The 18,789-nt window shown below is 42.3% G+C and carries 11 protein-coding genes; 10 read left to right on the top strand and 1 reads right to left on the bottom strand.

Annotated features, from left to right (window positions below; genetic code table 11):
• Positions 1-12 precede the first annotated feature (12 nt).
• Positions 13-1,809 (bottom strand): ABC transporter ATP-binding protein, encoded by a 1,797-nt coding sequence (locus R7R78_RS02340; RefSeq protein ID WP_017634277.1) that lies wholly within the window; start codon positions 1,807-1,809, stop codon positions 13-15.
• Positions 1,810-1,901: 92 nt separating this feature from the next.
• Here R7R78_RS02340 and R7R78_RS02335 point away from each other — a divergent pair, with 92 nt between their 5' ends.
• The 10 genes from R7R78_RS02335 to rlmKL all read left to right on the top strand — a co-directional run bounded on the left by R7R78_RS02335 (position 1,902) and on the right by rlmKL (position 18,783).
• Positions 1,902-2,375, top strand: coding sequence for a GAF domain-containing protein (locus R7R78_RS02335; RefSeq protein ID WP_017634278.1), 474 nt, complete (start codon positions 1,902-1,904; stop codon positions 2,373-2,375).
• A gap of 97 nt (positions 2,376-2,472) precedes the next feature.
• The gene (gene proQ, locus R7R78_RS02330; RefSeq protein WP_005377435.1) at positions 2,473-3,099 is read left to right on the top strand and encodes an RNA chaperone ProQ; all 627 of its coding nucleotides are present in this window, start codon (positions 2,473-2,475) and stop codon (positions 3,097-3,099) included.
• 17 nt (positions 3,100-3,116) lie between these two features.
• Complete coding sequence (prc, locus tag R7R78_RS02325) at positions 3,117-5,123, top strand: carboxy terminal-processing peptidase (RefSeq protein ID WP_213962515.1); 2,007 nt, start codon at positions 3,117-3,119, stop codon at positions 5,121-5,123.
• A 194-nt stretch (positions 5,124-5,317) separates the two neighbouring features.
• Entirely contained in the window at positions 5,318-5,983 is a 666-nt protein-coding gene (locus R7R78_RS02320) for a hypothetical protein (RefSeq protein ID WP_062730582.1), read from the top strand.
• 226 nt (positions 5,984-6,209) lie between these two features.
• Positions 6,210-8,816: an aminopeptidase N gene (gene pepN / locus R7R78_RS02315; protein WP_225472946.1), complete on the top strand. Its 2,607-nt coding sequence runs from the start codon at positions 6,210-6,212 to the stop codon at positions 8,814-8,816.
• Between the two features lie 65 nt (positions 8,817-8,881).
• The gene (locus R7R78_RS02310) at positions 8,882-9,100 is read left to right on the top strand and encodes a DUF2835 domain-containing protein (protein WP_005377440.1); all 219 of its coding nucleotides are present in this window, start codon (positions 8,882-8,884) and stop codon (positions 9,098-9,100) included.
• Positions 9,101-9,301: 201 nt separating this feature from the next.
• Positions 9,302-14,143, top strand: a complete 4,842-nt coding sequence (locus tag R7R78_RS02305; RefSeq protein ID WP_086046766.1) for an NAD-glutamate dehydrogenase — start codon at positions 9,302-9,304, stop codon at positions 14,141-14,143.
• A gap of 311 nt (positions 14,144-14,454) precedes the next feature.
• Entirely contained in the window at positions 14,455-15,465 is a 1,011-nt protein-coding gene (pyrD, locus tag R7R78_RS02300; RefSeq protein ID WP_225472945.1) for a quinone-dependent dihydroorotate dehydrogenase, read from the top strand.
• Positions 15,466-15,633: 168 nt separating this feature from the next.
• On the top strand, positions 15,634-16,176 hold the full coding sequence (locus R7R78_RS02295; protein WP_005377444.1) for a cell division protein ZapC: 543 nt from the start codon (positions 15,634-15,636) through the stop codon (positions 16,174-16,176).
• Between the two features lie 486 nt (positions 16,177-16,662).
• The gene (rlmKL, locus tag R7R78_RS02290; RefSeq protein WP_053350765.1) at positions 16,663-18,783 is read left to right on the top strand and encodes a bifunctional 23S rRNA (guanine(2069)-N(7))-methyltransferase RlmK/23S rRNA (guanine(2445)-N(2))-methyltransferase RlmL; all 2,121 of its coding nucleotides are present in this window, start codon (positions 16,663-16,665) and stop codon (positions 18,781-18,783) included.
• Positions 18,784-18,789: the final 6 nt, after the last annotated feature.

Here is an 18,789-nt window from a genome sequence, read left to right as displayed (position 1 = left end):
AGCTTGAACGATTTAAGCGTGGGACTGTATGCCCCCATATAAGGTTTGATATAAGCCTTCTTGCTCAACTAACTCACCATGAGTACCTGTTTGCGTCACTTTCCCATCTTCAAGCACGTAGATCAAATCGGCTTGTTTAACAGCGGATAGTCGGTGCGCAACGATTAATGTTGTTCTACCACGTAAGAACTCGGTCAGTGCTTTGTGTAAAGCCGCTTCAGTAGCGGTATCTAGCGCAGACGTGGCTTCGTCTAAAATTACAAATTGAGGATTACTCAGCACCATTCTGGCAATGGCAAGCCGTTGTCGTTGACCTCCTGACAAACGAATGCCATTACGACCAACTTGAGTATCCAAGCCGTGGTTAAGTTGAGAAATTACATCTTGCAGCTGAGCCACTTCAAGCGCACGCCAAAGTGACATTTCGTCAAAATTCCCACCAAGCGTTAGATTATGCCTCAAGGTGTCGTTAAATAGTATAGGTTGCTGTAATACCACGGCAATTTTGTCGCGAATTACTTCAAAGCCAATATCTTCTGTTAATTCATCATTAAAGCGAATGCTACCGGAGTTTTGACGGTAAACCCCAATAAGTAATTGTATCAAGGTCGACTTACCACCGCCGCTTGCACCAACTAACGCCACTTTCTTTCCTGCCGGCATATGTAAAGAAAGATTATCTAGGACTTTGTTTTCATTATTGTAAGAGAAATTAATGTTTTCTACTTTAACGTCAACTTCTCTACCTTCTTTGAAAGGATTTACCTTAGGAACCGGTCTCTGCTCTTCTTCTAACTCTAATAAGTCGTTGATGCGTTTTAATGCGGCTTTAGCGCTGTACCAAGAAAACTGAATCCCAAGCAACTCTTGAACAGGAGACAGCATGAACCATAGGTAACCAAAAACGGCAAATATTTGGCCAATAGTAAGGTCACTGAACATGACCATTAACATTGCGACAGCTCTGAATAATTCAAAGCCGATCAAAAAGAGAAGGAAAGAAACGCGACCAGCCGCTTCAGATTGCCAAGCATACTTGTCTGCATCAACGCGAACTTGGTTCGCACTGTCTTTGAGTTGTTGGAGGAATTCTCGCTCTTTATTGGCTGCGCGTAGTTGGTAGATTCCATCTAATGTTTCAACCAAACGGTTTTGGAAAATTTCAAAAGAATGATTTTCCTTCCGTTTCAGATGTTTAACCATACTGCCTAGTTTACGTGAGAAGTAAATGACAATAGGGTTAACTAACAGGATAAACAGACCAAGTCGCCAATCGAGCCAAAGTAGAACGATAGCAGTACCAATAACAGTCAGAAAACTGATAACGAATTTTGCTAACGTAGAACCAATAAATTTATCAATGGTCTCAATGTCAGTGATAAGGTGTGCGTTGATTCCTCCGCTACCTTTGGTTTCGTATTGTCGGATGCTGATACGGCCGAGCTTGTCGATCATTTTACTGCGCATCTCAAACGTGATGGTTTTTGAAACAAGCGTAAATTGTCGGCTTTGAAGGATATTTAATCCTTGGCTCGCAGCTCGCATAAGAACAACCAAGAACAGGGTGAAGAAAATATAGCCTGTCGGAGTGTGCCACGCTTCAGGGAGAATGGCATTCATGGCATCTAAGCCTTTTGCAGGTTGGTCCAATAAGACCTCATCAACCATCAAAGGCATGAGGAGGGGAATTGGAACACTAATCAAGGTTGCAAGCACCGCTATCAAGTTCGCTATGATCAGCTTGGACTTGTGCTTTTTTACTTGTGTTATCAACCAAGAACGGCTAATAGTGTCATTTTTCAGAAGCATTGTAATTGAGAATAAGTCCTATTATAAAGTAGGGCTGCATTTTAGCGCCATACATTGAGAATGGAAGCTTTTATAGTAAGTAGGAAGTTAATATGAACTTAGAACAATACCAGAGACTAACCAAACAAGCTGTTGCTCTAATTGAGTCTGAACCAGACTTTATTGCGAACCTAGCAAACTTGAGCTCATTGCTTTTCATGGAACTTGACGATCTTAACTGGGCAGGCTTTTACCTAACAAAAGGTGAAGAGCTTATTCTTGGTCCGTTCCAAGGAAAACCAGCTTGTGTTCGTATCCCAATGGGTCGAGGCGTCTGCGGTACTGCTGCACAAACTAATACTATACAAAGAGTATACGACGTTCACGAATTTGAGGGGCATATTGCGTGCGATGCAGCGAGCAATTCAGAAATTGTGATTCCATTTTCTATTAATGGAAAGGTGGTTGGTGTACTTGATATTGATAGTCCAAGTATTGGCCGATTTAATGAAACAGACGAAGAAGGTCTCACTCATTTCATGGTTGAAGTAGAAAAGCTGCTTAATTCACACGCGAACGACGCATAAATTAGCCTTCGAGTGTGGTTTTTCCTTGGCATGTCACTATAATACGAGAATATTTTTTCTTAATGCTCGCGGAAATCCGCTCAAATCAGGACCCCTCATGACTGAAAAGTTAAAAAACAGCAAAGAAGTTATTGCATATATTGCTGAATGTTTCCCTAAGTGCTTTACTTTAGAAGGTGAAGCAAAACCTCTGAAAATTGGTATTTTTCAAGATCTTGCGGAACGTCTAAATGAAGACGAAAAAGTAAGCAAAACACAGCTTCGTGCAGCGTTAAGACAGTACACTTCATCATGGCGTTACCTACACGGTGTAAAACCAGGTGCAGTACGTGTAGACCTAGATGGCAACCCTTGTGGTGAGCTAGAAGAAGAGCACGTTGAACACGCGAAAGCGACACTTGCAGAAAGCAAGGCGAAAGTTCAGGCTCGTCGTAAAGAACAAGCACAAAAAGCTCGTGAAGAAGGTAAGGCGAAAGCGAAACCTGCGGCTAAAAAGCCTCAACAGCCTCGTCGTACTAATAAACCAAAAGTACAAAAACCAACTAAGCCTGTAGAAACGCGCGCTCTAAATGCTGATGAAATCACAGTAGGTAACGCAGTTAACGTGAACATGGGCAAAGGAAACATGGCAGCGACCATTGTTGAAATCAATAAGGATGATGTACGTGTTCAACTTGCTAACGGCCTACAAATGGTTGTGAAAGCGGAGCACTTGCGCGCATAAAGGAGATACTCCTACGCATGAATTGCCGTTCAAAAGTGACCCTGATTGCTGCTAGCTTATGGCTAGCAGCATCAGCTCAGGCTCTTGAAGCCAAACTACATAAAGATGACCTGCCGGTTCTTTCTCCTGAAGTTCAGCATGAAACAGCTAGCAAACGAGTCACCTCGCGATTTACCCGCTCTCATTATAAGCACTTCAGCCTCAATGATGATTTCTCTAAAGCGATATTTGAACGCTATGTAGAGTTGCTTGATTACAATAGAAATATTTTCACTCAAGCAGACATCGATTCATTTAAAAATTGGTCAGTCGAGCTTGATGATCAGCTTAAATCGGGCAACAACCAAATTGCTTTTGATGTTTACAACCTCTCAATGCAGAAGCGTTTCGATCGTTTTGCTTATGCGTTAACTCTACTCGATGAAGAGATCAAGTTTGATACCGATGACGAGATAGAGTTAGACCGCTCTGACGCCGCATGGCCAAAAGACGAAGCAGAGCTCAACGAGTTGTGGCGCAAGCGTGTGAAATATGACGCGTTAAATCTGAAACTGACTGGCAAAGAGTGGCCAGAGATTAAAGAAGTTTTAGAGAAGCGTTATAACAACGCGATGAAGCGCATCACACAGACCAACAATGAAGACGCATTTCAGTTGTATATGAATGCCTTCGCGCGACAGGTTGACCCTCATACAAGCTACCTTTCTCCACGTAATGCCGAGCAATTCCAATCGGAAATGAACCTTTCTCTAGAAGGCATCGGCGCCGTTTTGCAAATGACAGACGATTACACAGTAATTCGTTCACTTGTTGTTGGCGGTCCGGCATCAAAGAGTAAGCAACTTGGTGAAGGGGACCGAATCACTGGTGTTGGACAAGACGGTGAAGAAATTGTCGACGTGATCGGTTGGCGTCTGGATGATGTTGTTCAGTTAATCAAAGGCCCTAAAGGCACAAAGGTTAATCTACAGATCTTGCCAGAAGGTAACGATGCTAAGAGTTACATTGTCACAATTGTTCGTGACAAAGTTCGCTTAGAAGATCGTGCGGTTAAGTCAGAAATCATCGAAAAAGACGGTAAGAAGATTGGTATTTTAGAAGTACCAAGTTTCTACGTCGGCTTATCGAAAGACACCGATAAATTACTAGCTGAGTTGAAAACCAAAAACGTTGACGGCGTAATCGTTGATCTACGTAACAATGGTGGTGGTGCGCTAACAGAAGCGACGGCATTGACAGGTTTATTCATTAAAGAAGGTCCTGTAGTTCAAGTTCGTGACAGCTATGGCCGCATCAAGGTGAATGCCGATACCGATGGAAAAGTGAGTTATGATGGCCCATTGACGGTGTTGATTAACCGCTACAGTGCTTCAGCATCTGAAATTTTTGCAGCGGCAATGCAAGATTATAATCGTGCAATCATCTTAGGTGAAAACTCTTTCGGTAAAGGTACAGTTCAGCAACATCGTTCACTGAATCATATTTACGATCTTTTCGATAAAGAGCTAGGCTACGTTCAGTACACGATTCAGAAGTTTTATCGTATTGACGGTGGAAGTACGCAAAATCGTGGTGTTGCACCAGATATTTCGTACCCAACGCCAATTGAGGCTTCTGAAACAGGTGAAAGTGTTGAAGACAATGCTTTACCTTGGGATCAGATTGATAAAGCACAATATCAAACGTTTCCAAGTAACGACGCCTTAGTTGAAAAACTTACTGCTCTTCATAACAAGCGTATTTCTGATGAAATGGAGTTCCGCTTTATCAATGAAGACATCGAGAAATATCGTAAAGAAAAAGACGATAATACTTTGTCTTTGAACGAAAAAGTTCGTAAAGCTGAATCGGATAAAGCGGAAGCCCTTCGATTACAACGCATAAATGAACGTCAAGTTGCTTTGGGTAAAAAAGCATTCAAAACATTGGATGACATACCAAAAGATTACGAGGCTCCTGATGTTTATTTAGATGAGTCTGTCGCGATTATGGTCGATCTACTTAAGCAGGAAAATCAGTCATAATAACTGGCAATTTAGAATAAAAAGAGTGAGTCTTTCAGATTCACTCTTTTTTTATGCCTTTTTGTCTTCCGTTGTCTCGATATCGAGCAAGATATTCGCTTATTTTCCCCCAATAATTTACGTGATCTACATCTAAAATTTCGCGAAAGTGAAGACTACTGGCTAAGCTAAAAGAAAATGATAAGGATGCCGATATGAAGTGGTTCTTTATTTTACTTAGCTTTTGCTGCTTTAGTGTGGTTGGTGGAGAAAACACCAGAGAAGATGAATTAAGTCACTTTGACACGCCGTTTCTCATCGGAGACTGGTATTTAATGAACCCAAACCCCGAAGAGTCGGCTGAAAACTTTCGCGCGATCAAACTCTCATTAGGTTCTGACTACAGCTTTTCTATTGATATTCAAAAGAAAGACTATTCCGTTGACCATTGGGAAGGGCTGTATAATGCAAATGAAGACACAATCGTTCTTGGTTTAAACACCGACGAGCCTCAAATTTATGCCTATCGCAACAACCATAATACGCTTGATCTTAATGGTGTAACGTTCACTAAAGGATTATCTAATTCACTTGCAGGTATTTGGTCTAGCTCTCACGTATCTGGCGACGGTCTTGTGGCCAACAACATTAATCAGATGGATTTGATACTTCAACCTGATTTCGTGTTCATGTTTAGGGTTTCGAACGAAGAAGGGGATGAGTCCATCAAACAAGGTGTGTTTTACACAGAAGATGAGTTTTTGGTTCTGCTGTATGAAAATGGCGAGCATGGAACCACGTATAAGCTCAACAAGAATGAGCTAACGATCGAAGATTCCAATGGTGATATGTACGCCGTACTCAATAGAGTTACGCCATGATGCCTTTAACATGCGCCAAATTACGCGTGCGTACGGTAAGTCATTAATGTTGTTTAAATGTTAATCAAAAAACGGAGCTAGAGCACTAAAAGCTCCGTTTTTTGATGGAAAGACTTGTATTCTGATACCACAACCCCTACAAATAGCTTATATAGTGATACCAGAACTGCATTTTTGATCATGCAGTCTGGTATTTTTGTTGTTCGACATACAAGGATTTATGCTCATGTCTCAAGCTCCCCTGGCCAAATATCGTAAAGATTATAAAGAGCCATCTCATGCGATTACTGATATCGATCTTACTTTTGATCTATATGACAATGACACAATCGTTACGGCGGTATCAAAAGTTGCTCAAAAAGGCGATACAACAACGCTAGAACTCGATGGCGAAGGGCTTGAGCTACGCGCTGTAAAAGTAAATGGTGAGGATTGGGCTCATCACGAGGTGAAGGAGTCATCGCTGGTACTGACCGATCTTCCATCCGAGTTTGAACTTGAAATCGTCACCAAAATTGATCCTGAAGCGAATACAGCACTCGAAGGTTTGTACAAATCAGGCGGCGCATTTTGTACTCAGTGTGAGGCTGAGGGCTTCCGCCGTATCACGTACTATCTAGACCGTCCGGATGTTCTAGCAAAATACACAACAAAAGTGATCGCAGATAAAGCGGCTTACCCATATTTGCTGAGCAATGGTAACCGAATTGCAGAAGGTGATGCAGAGAACGGTCGTCATTGGGTTCAATGGCAGGATCCGCATCCAAAACCAGCTTACTTGTTCGCCCTTGTTGCAGGCGACTTTGATGTATTGCGTGACAAATATACAACGATGTCAGGTCGCAGTGTTGATTTAGAAATCTTTGTTGATAAAGGTAACTTAGATCGTGCAGGTCATGCGATGACATCGCTGATCAACTCGATGAAGTGGGATGAGGAACGCTTTGGCCTGGAATACGATCTGGATATTTACATGATCGTTGCTGTTGATTTCTTCAACATGGGTGCAATGGAAAACAAAGGCTTGAACATTTTTAACTCAAAATATGTTCTGGCGAACGATCAAACTGCGACAGATCGTGATTATTTAGGCATCGAAGCTGTGATAGGTCATGAGTACTTCCACAACTGGACTGGCAACCGTGTCACTTGTCGTGATTGGTTCCAACTAAGTCTAAAAGAGGGCTTAACCGTATTCCGTGACCAAGAATTCTCTTCTGACTTAGGCTCTCGTGCTGATAACCGTATTGATAACGTACGTATTATTCGTGGTCCTCAATTTGCGGAAGATGCAAGCCCAATGTCTCACCCGATTCGTCCTGACAAAGTCATTGAGATGAATAACTTCTACACGCTAACGGTGTATGAAAAGGGCAGCGAAGTTATTCGCATGTACCATACACTCCTTGGCGAAGAGGGCTTCCAAAAAGGAATGAAACTTTATTTTGAACGTCACGATGGTACCGCCGCGACGTGTGAAGACTTTGTTTCTGCAATGGAAGATGCCACCGGTGTTGATTTAAAACAGTTCCGTTTGTGGTACAGCCAATCGGGTACACCAACGCTACGCGTAAATAGCGAATACAACGCTGATGCAAAAACTTACGCACTAACGGTAGAGCAATTTACGGAGCCGACGCAAGACCAAACAGAAAAACAAGCGCTGCATATTCCGTTCGATATCGAGTTGTATGATTCGAAAGGTCGAGTTATCCCACTGGTGATTAACGGTGAATCTGTTCATAACGTGCTGGATATTAAACAAGATAAGCAAACGTTCGTATTTGAAAATGTCGAAGAACAGCCAGTGCCATCTTTGTTGCGTGAATTCTCGGCACCAGTCAAATTAGAATACGATTACAGCGATGACGAGTTAGTCTTCTTGATGAAGCACGCAACGAACGATTTTGCTCGATGGGACGCTAGCCAAATGCTATTGGCTAAATACATTCGTCAGAATGTGAAAAATATTCAAGCGGGACAAGAAGTATCGCTTTCTGAAGGTGTGATAGATGCTTTCCGCGGTGTGCTGTTGGATGAAACGCTTGAGCCAGCTTTCATTGCTCAAGTTTTCTCTATGCCTTCAATCAATGAGATTACTGGTTGGTACCAGCAAATTGATATCGATGCCGTAGACAAAGTGCTAAACAGCATTACAGTGTCACTTTCTAAGGAATTAGAAGATGAGCTAAGTGCGACTTATCACACGCTTAAGCAAACAGAGTATACGATCGACCATGCTGCTATTGGCAAGCGTGCTTTACGTAACCGTTGCCTTCAGTACCTAGCATATACGGAAAAAGGTAATGATTTAGTCAACGCGCAGTACGCATCTGCAAATAACATGACAGATACGATTGCTGCGATGAGTGCCGCAAATAACGCTCAGCTCGAGTGTCGTGAAGCACTTATGGCTGATTATAGCGATAAATGGAAGCACGATGGTTTGGTTATGGATAAGTGGTTTGCACTTCAAGGTAGCAATCCTGCAGAGGATGCTCTTGAAAAAGTAAAAGCAACCATGAACCACGAAGCATTTAGTTTGAAAAATCCGAACCGTACGCGCAGCTTAATTGGCTCGTTCTTAAGTGCGAACCCTGTACGTTTCCATGATAAATCCGGTGTAGGTTACCAGTTTGCCGGTGAAATTCTTCGCCAACTAAATGATTCGAACCCACAAGTAGCTTCTCGAATGATTGATCCTTTGCTTAAGTTCCGTAAATACGATGAAGCTCGCCAAGCAATGATTCGTGCAGAACTTGAAAAGCTCAAAGCAATGGATAATCTTGCTAAAGATCTATTCGAAAAAGTGACTAAAGCACTAGACGAATAGTAAACAACACAATAGGGTGGTCATTTAGACCACCTTATTTGTTTATGTCACTTAGTTTTCACTTCATGAACTATTACTACTTCAATCTCAACATTTCATATCAAACGTTTTTATCTCATTATTCTGGTGCGGCAAGTGTTGTTCAAGTTGTCACACACAACGGTTTGCGTTTGCAGTTACCCGCCGCGAGATTTAGACCATTTCTTAGTCAATTGGGCGTTAGAGGCCAGTTTAGACTAACAACTGACCAAAATAATAAGTTTCTTAAGTTAGAAACTCTGTGATGTATTGTATTTGCAGAGAGTTAAATAGGAATCTTAGTCACAGAATCGGACATTTCACCTCTTACCACTACGATTAGTTGTTAAACATTTGTAATTATGCTTTTACAATGGGCACATGCATTACCTATGCTTAGTTTCTAAGGTAACAACCTAGCTACTAAGTCCCCCTACAAAACAACAATTCTAATGTGGAGTGTGAATATGACCGCGCGTGAAAATGTAGTGCCGGTTCTGCTTGAAAAGGTTTACCAACTGATTCAAGACAAACTCGAGCTTTCTCACCAAACGCTTGTAACTAAACTTGCTCAACACTTATTCAGTAACATTGCTGATGATGATCTAATTCAGCGAAACGAATCCGACCTTTATGGTGCTGTCGTTAGTCTTTGGCACCATATCAATGAAAAAAAACCAGAAGAGATTTCGGTTCGAGTATTTAACCCGACCGTAAGTCGTCAAGGCTGGCAATCCACACACACAATCGTAGAAATTGTTGTTCCAGATAGTCCATTCTTAGTGGACTCAGTCAAAATGGCTTTAGCACGTTTGGATCTTGTTTGTCACCTAATGTTGAATAACCCAACACAGATTCAGCGTGATAAAAAAGGCCAAGTTACAGACGTAAACGGTGAGGGTGGTGTTCTTCAATCACTTTTCCACATAGAGGTAGACCGCCTTACTAGTAAAGACGAGATGCAAGCGCTTAAAGAAGAGCTGTTAAGAATTCTATCTGATACTCGCTTAGTCGTTGATGACTGGAAGCAGATGGTTGATAAGCTTAAGTTTGTTACTGATGAACTTGAGAAAAATAAAGATCGTGTTTCTATCCAAACTGATCGTATGGATGAAACGATCGCATTTCTTCGTTGGCTAGAAGATCATAACTTTACCTTTATGGGTTATAAAGATTATGACTTAAAAGAGGTCAATGGTGATACCGAACTTGTTCCTGCTAAAGAAAAAGGACTAGGTCTGTTTGCTGATGACAAGCGCGTGCGTAGCGTCAAGCTCTCTGAATTATCAGATTCAGCGCGATTAGAAGCGAAAAAACCATACGCTCTGATCATCACCAAAGGTAACAAAGCATCTCGTATCCACCGTCCGGCTTATACTGATTACATCGGTATTAAGAAGTTTGATGAAAACGGTAAAGTAATAGGTGAGCATCGCTTTACTGGTTTATATACCTCCGCCGTTTACAACCAAGCGGTACAAAGTATTCCTCTGATCCGTGAAAAAGTTGACCGTATCCTTGAAGCAAGTGGATACCGTCACGGATCATACTCATACAAAGCATTGCACAATATCTTAGAAAACTACCCACGCGACGAGTTGCTTCAAGCTAATGAAGAAGAGCTGCTTGAGGTGGGAATGGGTGTTGTACAAATGCAAGATCGTGACTTGCTGCGTTTGTTTGTTCGTAAAGACCCATTTGGTCGTTTCTTCAGTTGCATGGTTTATGTCACTAAAGATCGTTACAACACAGAATTGCGTCGTCAAACTCAACGCATTCTTAAGCAGTACTTTGGTTGCGAGCAAGAGGTTGAATTTACAACGTACTTCTCAGAAAGCCCACTAGCGAGAACACATTACATTGTTCGTGTAGACAATAACAACATTGACGTAGACGTGAAAAAGATCGAGCAAAATCTAATGGAAGTTTCTACCTCTTGGGATGACAGACTAAAAGAATCCATCATTGCTAACTTTGGTGAAAGCAAAGGCCTTCCTCTTTCAAAAGAATATATGAGTGCGTTCCCTCGCTCATACAAAGAGGACATGATGCCAGGTTCTGCGGTTGCAGATATCGAGCGCTTAGAAGCGTTAAGTGATGATAATAAACTTGGCATGTTGTTCTACCGACCTCAAGAAGAGGGTGCAGATTCCAAAGCTGTCCGCTTAAAGTTATACCATCGCGATGAACCAATTCACCTTTCTGACGTAATGCCGATGTTGGAAAACCTTGGTTTGCGTGTGATTGGCGAATCGCCATATGAGATCGAGAAAAACAACGGGCAGACTTTCTGGATCCTTGACTTCTCTATGCTGCATAAGAGCGAGAAAACCGTTGACCTTCGTGAAGCTCGTGATCGTTTCCAACAAGCATTTGCTGCCATTTGGGCGGGTAATCTTGAAAGTGATGGTTTCAACCGATTGTTATTAGGTGCGTCGTTATCTGGCCGTGAGATTTCCATTCTTCGTGCTTACGCACGATACATGCGCCAAGTAGGCTTCCCATTCAGTCAGCAGTACATCGAAGACACGCTAAGCCACTACCCAGACTTAGCGACAGGTCTAGTCAAGCTGTTCACCAAGCGATTTGATCCGAAACACAAAGGCAGCGAGAAAGGCCAAAACGATCTAATTAAAAAGCTAACAGAGCAGTTGGATCGTGTAGAGAGCTTGGATGATGATCGTATTATTCGTCGTTATATTGAAATGATCATGGCGACGCTTCGTACCAACTACTACCAAGTAGACGAGAATAAGCAGCCTAAGCCTTGGTTATCTTTGAAAATGAAGCCAAGCGATATTCCTGAGATTCCGCAGCCTGTACCTGCATTCGAGATCTTTGTTTACGCACCAGATATTGAAGGTGTTCACCTTCGTGGTGGAAAAGTGGCTCGTGGTGGTTTGCGTTGGTCAGATCGTCAAGAAGACTTCCGTACGGAGATTCTTGGCTTAGTAAAAGCGCAACAGGTTAAGAACACTGTAATTGTACCAGTGGGTGCAAAAGGCGGCTTCGTTTGTAAACGCCAGCCATCTCTCACCACTCGTGATGAAATTTTTGCGGAAGGTCAGCGTTGTTACAAACGCTTTATCCGTGCACTGCTAGATGTGTCAGATAACATCATTGAAGGAGAGGTGGTACCACCACAAAACGTTGTTCGTCACGATGAAGATGACCCATATCTAGTAGTGGCTGCCGATAAAGGCACAGCAACCTTCTCAGATTTGGCAAACTCTGTTTCTGCAGAATACAACTTCTGGCTAGGTGACGCATTCGCTTCAGGTGGTTCAAACGGTTACGATCACAAAGCAATGGGTATCACCGCAAAAGGTGGTTGGGAATCTGTTAAGCGTCATTTCCGTGAAATGGGCATCAACTGTCAGACCACTGATTTTACTGCAATCGGTGTAGGTGATATGGCAGGTGACGTGTTCGGTAACGGTATGCTGTTATCGAAGCATATTCGATTGCAAGCTGCGTTTAACCACATGCACATCTTTATTGATCCAAATCCAGATTCAGCCAGCAGCTGGGAAGAGCGTAACCGCTTGTTTAATTTGCCAAGATCAAGCTGGGAAGATTACAACAAAGACTTGATCTCTCAAGGTGGTGGCATCTTCTCTCGTCGATCAAAATCGATCCAGTTGACGCCAGAAATTCAGAAAATGTTAGGTACGAAGAAAGCATCTTTAGCGCCTAACGATCTGATAAAGATGATCTTGAAAATGAAAGTCGATCTTCTTTGGAATGGTGGTATCGGCACTTACGTTAAATCATCGACAGAAACTCATACAGATGTTGGTGACCGTGCTAACGACATGCTGCGCATTGACGGCCGTGACTTAAGAGCCAAAGTGGTTGGCGAAGGTGGTAACTTGGGTATGACTCAGCTTGGTCGTATCGAATACGCACTAACTGGCGGTCGAGTGAACACGGACTTCGTTGATAACGTAGGTGGCGTTGACTGTTCGGATAATGAAGTCAACATCAAGATCTTCCTCAATGGACTGGTTTCAAATGGCGATCTTACGGTTAAGCAACGTAACCAAATTCTAGAGTCTATGGAAGACGAAGTGGGTGAAATTGTCTTGGATGATGCTTACCGTCAGTCGGAGTCGATCTCTGTTACTGAACAGCAAGGTGTTGGCATTGTTAAGGAGCAAATTCGATTCATCCACACTATGGAGAAAGCAGGGTACTTGGACCGTGCTCTCGAATACATTCCTGATGATGAAACGCTAATCGAGCGTGAAAAACAGGGACTAGGTCTGACTCGCCCTGAGCTATCAGTGTTAGTTGCCTACGGTAAAATGGTACTTAAACAGCAACTTGTTACGGATGAAATCGCAAATGATGAATTCCATGCAAAACAACTTGTTGAATATTTCCCAAGTGCGTTACGACGTAACTATAAAGATCAAATGGTTAATCACCCACTGCGAGCTGAAATTATCGCTACAGCATTGGCTAACCAGATGGTTAATGAAATGGGCTGTAACTTCGTTACTCGTTTGCAAGAAGAAACTGGTGCAAGTGTTGTCGATATTGCCAACGCTTACAGTGCGGCTAGAGAAATCTTTGATTTAGAAGCAATCCTCAAGCAAACTCGCAAACTTGATAACGTTGCGACAGCGCAAGCTCAATACGAAATTATGTTTTACGTGCGCCGAGCACTGCGTCGAATTGCACGCTGGTTGCTTCGTAACCGTAGCGGCAAATGCACGGTCGGTGAGTTGATTGCTATCTACAAGCAAGATGTCAATGTTATCACTGAAACCCTAGACACTATGTTAGTTGAGTCTGAAGTTGAAGAACACAATGAGTTGGCTCAAGGTTGGATAGAGAAAGGGGTTGAAGAGAAACTCGCTCACCAAGTTGCCCGCTTATCAAGCTTACAATCTGCACTGGATATTTCATCAGTAGCAAGTGAAACAGGTAAAACGGTTGAGCAAGCATCGAAACTCTACTTTAACTTGGGTGACCGTTTATCGTTGCATTGGTTCTTGAAGCAAATTAATAGCCAAGCCGTTGATAACAACTGGCAAGCACTTGCAAGAGCGGCATTCCGTGAAGATCTGGACTGGCAACAACGTCAACTTACCGCTCAGGTACTGACTTGTGGCTGCTCAACCGAAGAGCTTGACGTGATGGCTGCGTTAGAAGATTGGATTGAAACTAACGAGCAATCGTTGCACCGCTGGGAGAGTATCTTAAACGAGTTCAAAGTTGGCTCAGTACACGAATTTGCTAAGTTCTCTGTAGCACTTCGAGAGCTAGTACTTTTAAACCTCAACTGCTCATCGAAAGAGTAGTGGAATAATCAAGTCATAAGTAAAAGCCTCGTTATTTAACGGGGCTTTTTATTATCTATTATTCACATTTGGAACGAAAATAGTTACATTGTCACATTGAATTGAAATTAAAACAGAGTGAAATCGATTGCTTTTAAGCGGTTAGTTACGATTTTTATCGCAGAAACTTGATTGTAATTGTTTGTTTTATATTTAAAAATCTTATAAAGATATAGGTTTTTACTTATTACGTTCATTTTCATTGAATTACGATGAAAAACGGTAAATAATATTGTCCCGTTTATACGGGGCTTTTTTCTTTCGGAGGCACAATGCTTTACCGTCTAGCCAGAACTGGCTTTTTCCAACTCGATGCCGAGAAGGCACATGATCTTGCAATCAAGAACTTCCAACGCTTTAACGGCACACCACTTGATCTCTTTTACCGCCAACAGTTACCAACTCGTCCAGTTGAGTGTATGGGTCTAACATTCCGTAACCCTGTTGGTCTTGCGGCTGGTTTAGATAAAAACGGCGAATGTATTGAAGCATTTGATACCATGGGCTTTGGCTTTGTCGAAGTCGGCACTGTAACGCCACGACCACAACCAGGTAATGATAAACCACGCTTATTCCGTTTAGTGGAAGCAGAAGGGATCATCAACCGCATGGGCTTTAATAACCTAGGCGTTGATAATTTGATCGAGAATGTTAAACGAGCAAAATTCAATTGTGTTCTCGGAATTAATATCGGTAAAAATAAAGATACGCCAATTGAGAAAGGGGCAGAGGACTACCTGATTTGTATGGAAAAAGTGTATGAGTATGCTGGCTATATTGCAGTAAACATCTCATCGCCAAACACTCCAGGTCTTCGTTCACTTCAATATGGTGAAGCGCTTGATGAACTGCTTTCCGAATTAAAAGCGAAACAAGCGGAGTTATCAGAGAAGTACAACAAGTATGTCCCGTTAGCATTAAAGATTGCGCCAGATTTAAGTGACGATGAAATCTGCCAAATCTGCGATTCTTTATTGAAAAACAATATAGATGGTGTGATCGCGACTAACACAACTTTGGATCGCACGATCGTAGAAGGGATGAGACACGCCAATGAGGCAGGTGGCTTGAGTGGTCGCCCTGTGCAATCACGCTCTACGGAGGTCGTACGTAAGCTTCATGAAGAGCTTGGAGACAAACTTCCAATTATCGGTGTTGGTGGTGTAGATTCCTATGTTGCAGCCAAAGAAAAGATCATGGCAGGCGCTAAACTTGTTCAAGTCTACACTGGCTTTATTTACCACGGCCCAGGTCTCGTACGTGATATTGTTAAGAATCTTTAACATATACATCAAAAACTACTGAAAAATCAGTACCTGTTACATAAAAAAGAGGACTTTGTTTCCTCTTTTTTTTTATCCGTTCGTTTGTAGAATTTAAAAATCACGAGTAGGTAATTAAGCGTCTTACCTCTTTACCACTGATTTAACTAGTCAAGAGAGAACGGAATAATGCTTAAACCCAGCGACAAATGGAATTGGTATTTTGACGAGCAAAAAGCTTGCTTAATGCTGGATCTGGGGGAGGAAATGATTTTCCAAACCAATCTATCCCGAAAATTGTTGGTTAACTGTGCCTTCTCAAACAGTGAATTTACCGTTGATGACGCCAGCGCATTTCAAACGTTTAATGAGCGCATTCGCTGTCTCGATATCAGTGAATATCGCCAAGCTGAATTAACACTGTATTGTGTTGCTGCAAAGCGTTTTCATAAACCTGTACAGCCTAAGAGCTGGTTCTTCGATGCACAGTCCTCTGATTATGAACCTCAAGAAGGGGACATGGTCTTTCTCACAAATCAATATTCTGATGGTATGTTCATCGTTCTAGAACCAGGCGAAACATCGAGCTTATGTGCTTATGTTAACCAAGAAGCCTTTGTTCTTGATGGCAATAAGGCGCTTCAATTTGGGCAGCCGATTAAAGTAATGCATGATCGCATGGCTTGTGCAAACCACCTCTTTGCAATGACCCCTATGGCAATGGTGGGTTAAAGCTGTTTAATTTTTCTTTATTTCGTTCCTTTGTTTGCCTTAATCGACCTTATTGGGTCGATTTTTTTTGTCCTTTCCTCTGACACTCCAATCCGAAAGACCATGAAACTGTTTGTTTTCTATGCATGCAAACATGAAGCTGGTCACTTTTATTTTACTTATTTCAATTTGATTACTCCTTTAATTAGGCAACCTAGCGCCTAAAAAAAACCTATTTATTCCCCTATAAAGGGTATTTGTAAGTAATTTACATCAATCAATCCCGACTGGTATATACCAAAATGCATGTAAATAAGTATTCACTTCTTCTAAAGGAAACAAAATACGTTCATGAATGAAAAACATTCAAACTAAAGATGTTGAAAGTTTTAGATCATTTGAGTGGTGATGATTTGAACTAACGGGTGGGAAAATACCTTTAAAAACGAGGCATTGATCGTAAAGTCAGGTATAATTGAAGCCATTTTTTATCAGCGAAAGAACACTATGAATCAATATCTCGCGGTAACTTCAAATGGCATGGAAAATTTGCTTGTTGAAGAACTGACTAAACTAGGCATTGAAAATGCGAAACCAGTACAGGCAGGCGTAAAATTTAAAGCGACAAACGAACAGGTTTATCGCTGTTGTTTGTGGAGCCGTTTAGCGTCTCGATTTGTACGTGTTTTATCTGAGTTCACGTGTAACAACGACATGGACTTGTATCTATCCACTTCCACTATTAACTGGGTTAACCAATTTCATAGCTCTAAACGCTTTGTTGTGGACTTTAACGGCACAAACCGTGAGATTAGAAATAGCCAATACGGAGCTATGAAGGTCAAAGATGGCATCGTAGATTGCTTTGAGAATAAAGGCTTGCCACGTCCTAATATCAGCAAAGAACGCCCAGATATTCGTATTCACGTTCGTTTGCATAAAGATAAAGCGTTGCTTGGGGTAGACATGGTAGGTAGTGGTCTTCATCAGCGTGGTTATCGACCAGAATCGGGTCGTGCGCCATTACGTGAAACGCTTGCTTCTGCGATTATCATGCGTTGTGGCTGGGATGGGCATCAACCATTACTAGATCCAATGTGTGGTTCTGGTACTTTGCTTATTGAAGCGGCAATGATGGCTGCCAACATGGCACCTGGCGTTAAGCGCAAACAATGGGGCTTCGAAGTTTTGGAAGACTTTGAACCGGAGACCTGGGCTGAGATTAAATCAGAGGCTAATGTTCAAGCTAGACGAGGTGTCAAGAAAGTTGACGCTAAGTTTTTTGGATTCGATAACGACCCCAAAGTATTAAAAGTCGCTCAAGAAAACGCCCGCAGAGCAGGTGTTGAAGAGTTGATTGAGTTTGCGCAAGGTGATGCTGCAACTATTACTCGTCCCGCAGGATTTGAACACGGTGTTATCGTTTCAAACCCACCTTACGGTGAGCGTCTAGGAACTGAGCCGGGGCTGATTGCGCTCTATACCGCATTCGGTGGACAGCTAAAATCTGAGTTTGGCGGATGTAAAGCATCTATCTTCTCTAGCTCAGACGAGCTCTTGAGTTGCCTTCGTATGCGCGCTGATAAACAGTTTAAATTGAACAATGGTGCGTTACCGTGTCACCAAAAGAACTACAGCATTGCCGAGCGCAGCGCTGATGAAGTGAAAGGTGCAGATACTAACGTTCAAATCGCACCAGACTTCTCAAACCGTTTGAAGAAAAACATTGGCAAGATTGGCAAGTGGGCGCGTAAAGAGAAACTAGACTGCTATCGTATCTACGATGCAGACCTTCCAGAATATAACGTAGCGATCGACGTGTACGGCGATCAAATTGTGATTCAAGAGTACGCAGCACCTAAGAACATCCCTGAAGAAAAAGCCAAGCGTCGTCTAACGGACATTATCCGTGCGACGATTCAGGTGACAGGTGTCGAAGCGAACAAAGTTGTACTGAAAGTTCGTGAGAAGCAGAAAGGTCGAAGCCAGTACCAAAAATTAGGTCAGGTATCAGAGACGCTCGAAGTAAACGAGTACGGTGTGAAGCTGATCGTGAACCTTCATGACTACCTAGACACAGGCCTGTTCTTGGATCATAAGATCACTCGTCGTCGTCTTGGCGAAATGGCACAGGGTAAAGATTTCCTTAACTTGTTTGCTTACACTGGTAGTGCAACAGTGCACGCTGCAGTTGGTGGTGCGCGTTCCACTACAACTGTCGATATGTCAAACACCTACTTGAACTGGGCGAAAGACAATATGCAGCTTAATGGCTGTGTAGGGCGCCAACATAAATATGAACAAGCGGACTGTTTGCAATGGCTAGAAAACGCAAAAGGTGAGTACGACTTGATCTTTATTGACCCACCTACGTTCTCTAACTCTAAGCGTATGGAAACATCATTCGATGTACAACGTGACCACATTAAGCTAATGAAGAACCTCAAACGTTTACTGAGAAGTGAAGGCACAATCGTATTTTCAAATAACAAACGTCACTTCAAGATGGATGAAGAATCACTCGCTGAATTGGGTTTGAAGGCTCAGAATATTTCTTCTCAAACGTTACCATTAGATTTTGCGCGTAATAAACAGATTCATAACTGTTGGCTAGTAACGCACGCGTAGTATAAA

The sequence above is a fragment of the Vibrio sp. 2134-1 genome (genome assembly GCF_033339495.1).
Note: the sequence above shows the minus strand (reverse complement) of the source record. Positions and strands in the feature narration are given on the sequence as shown.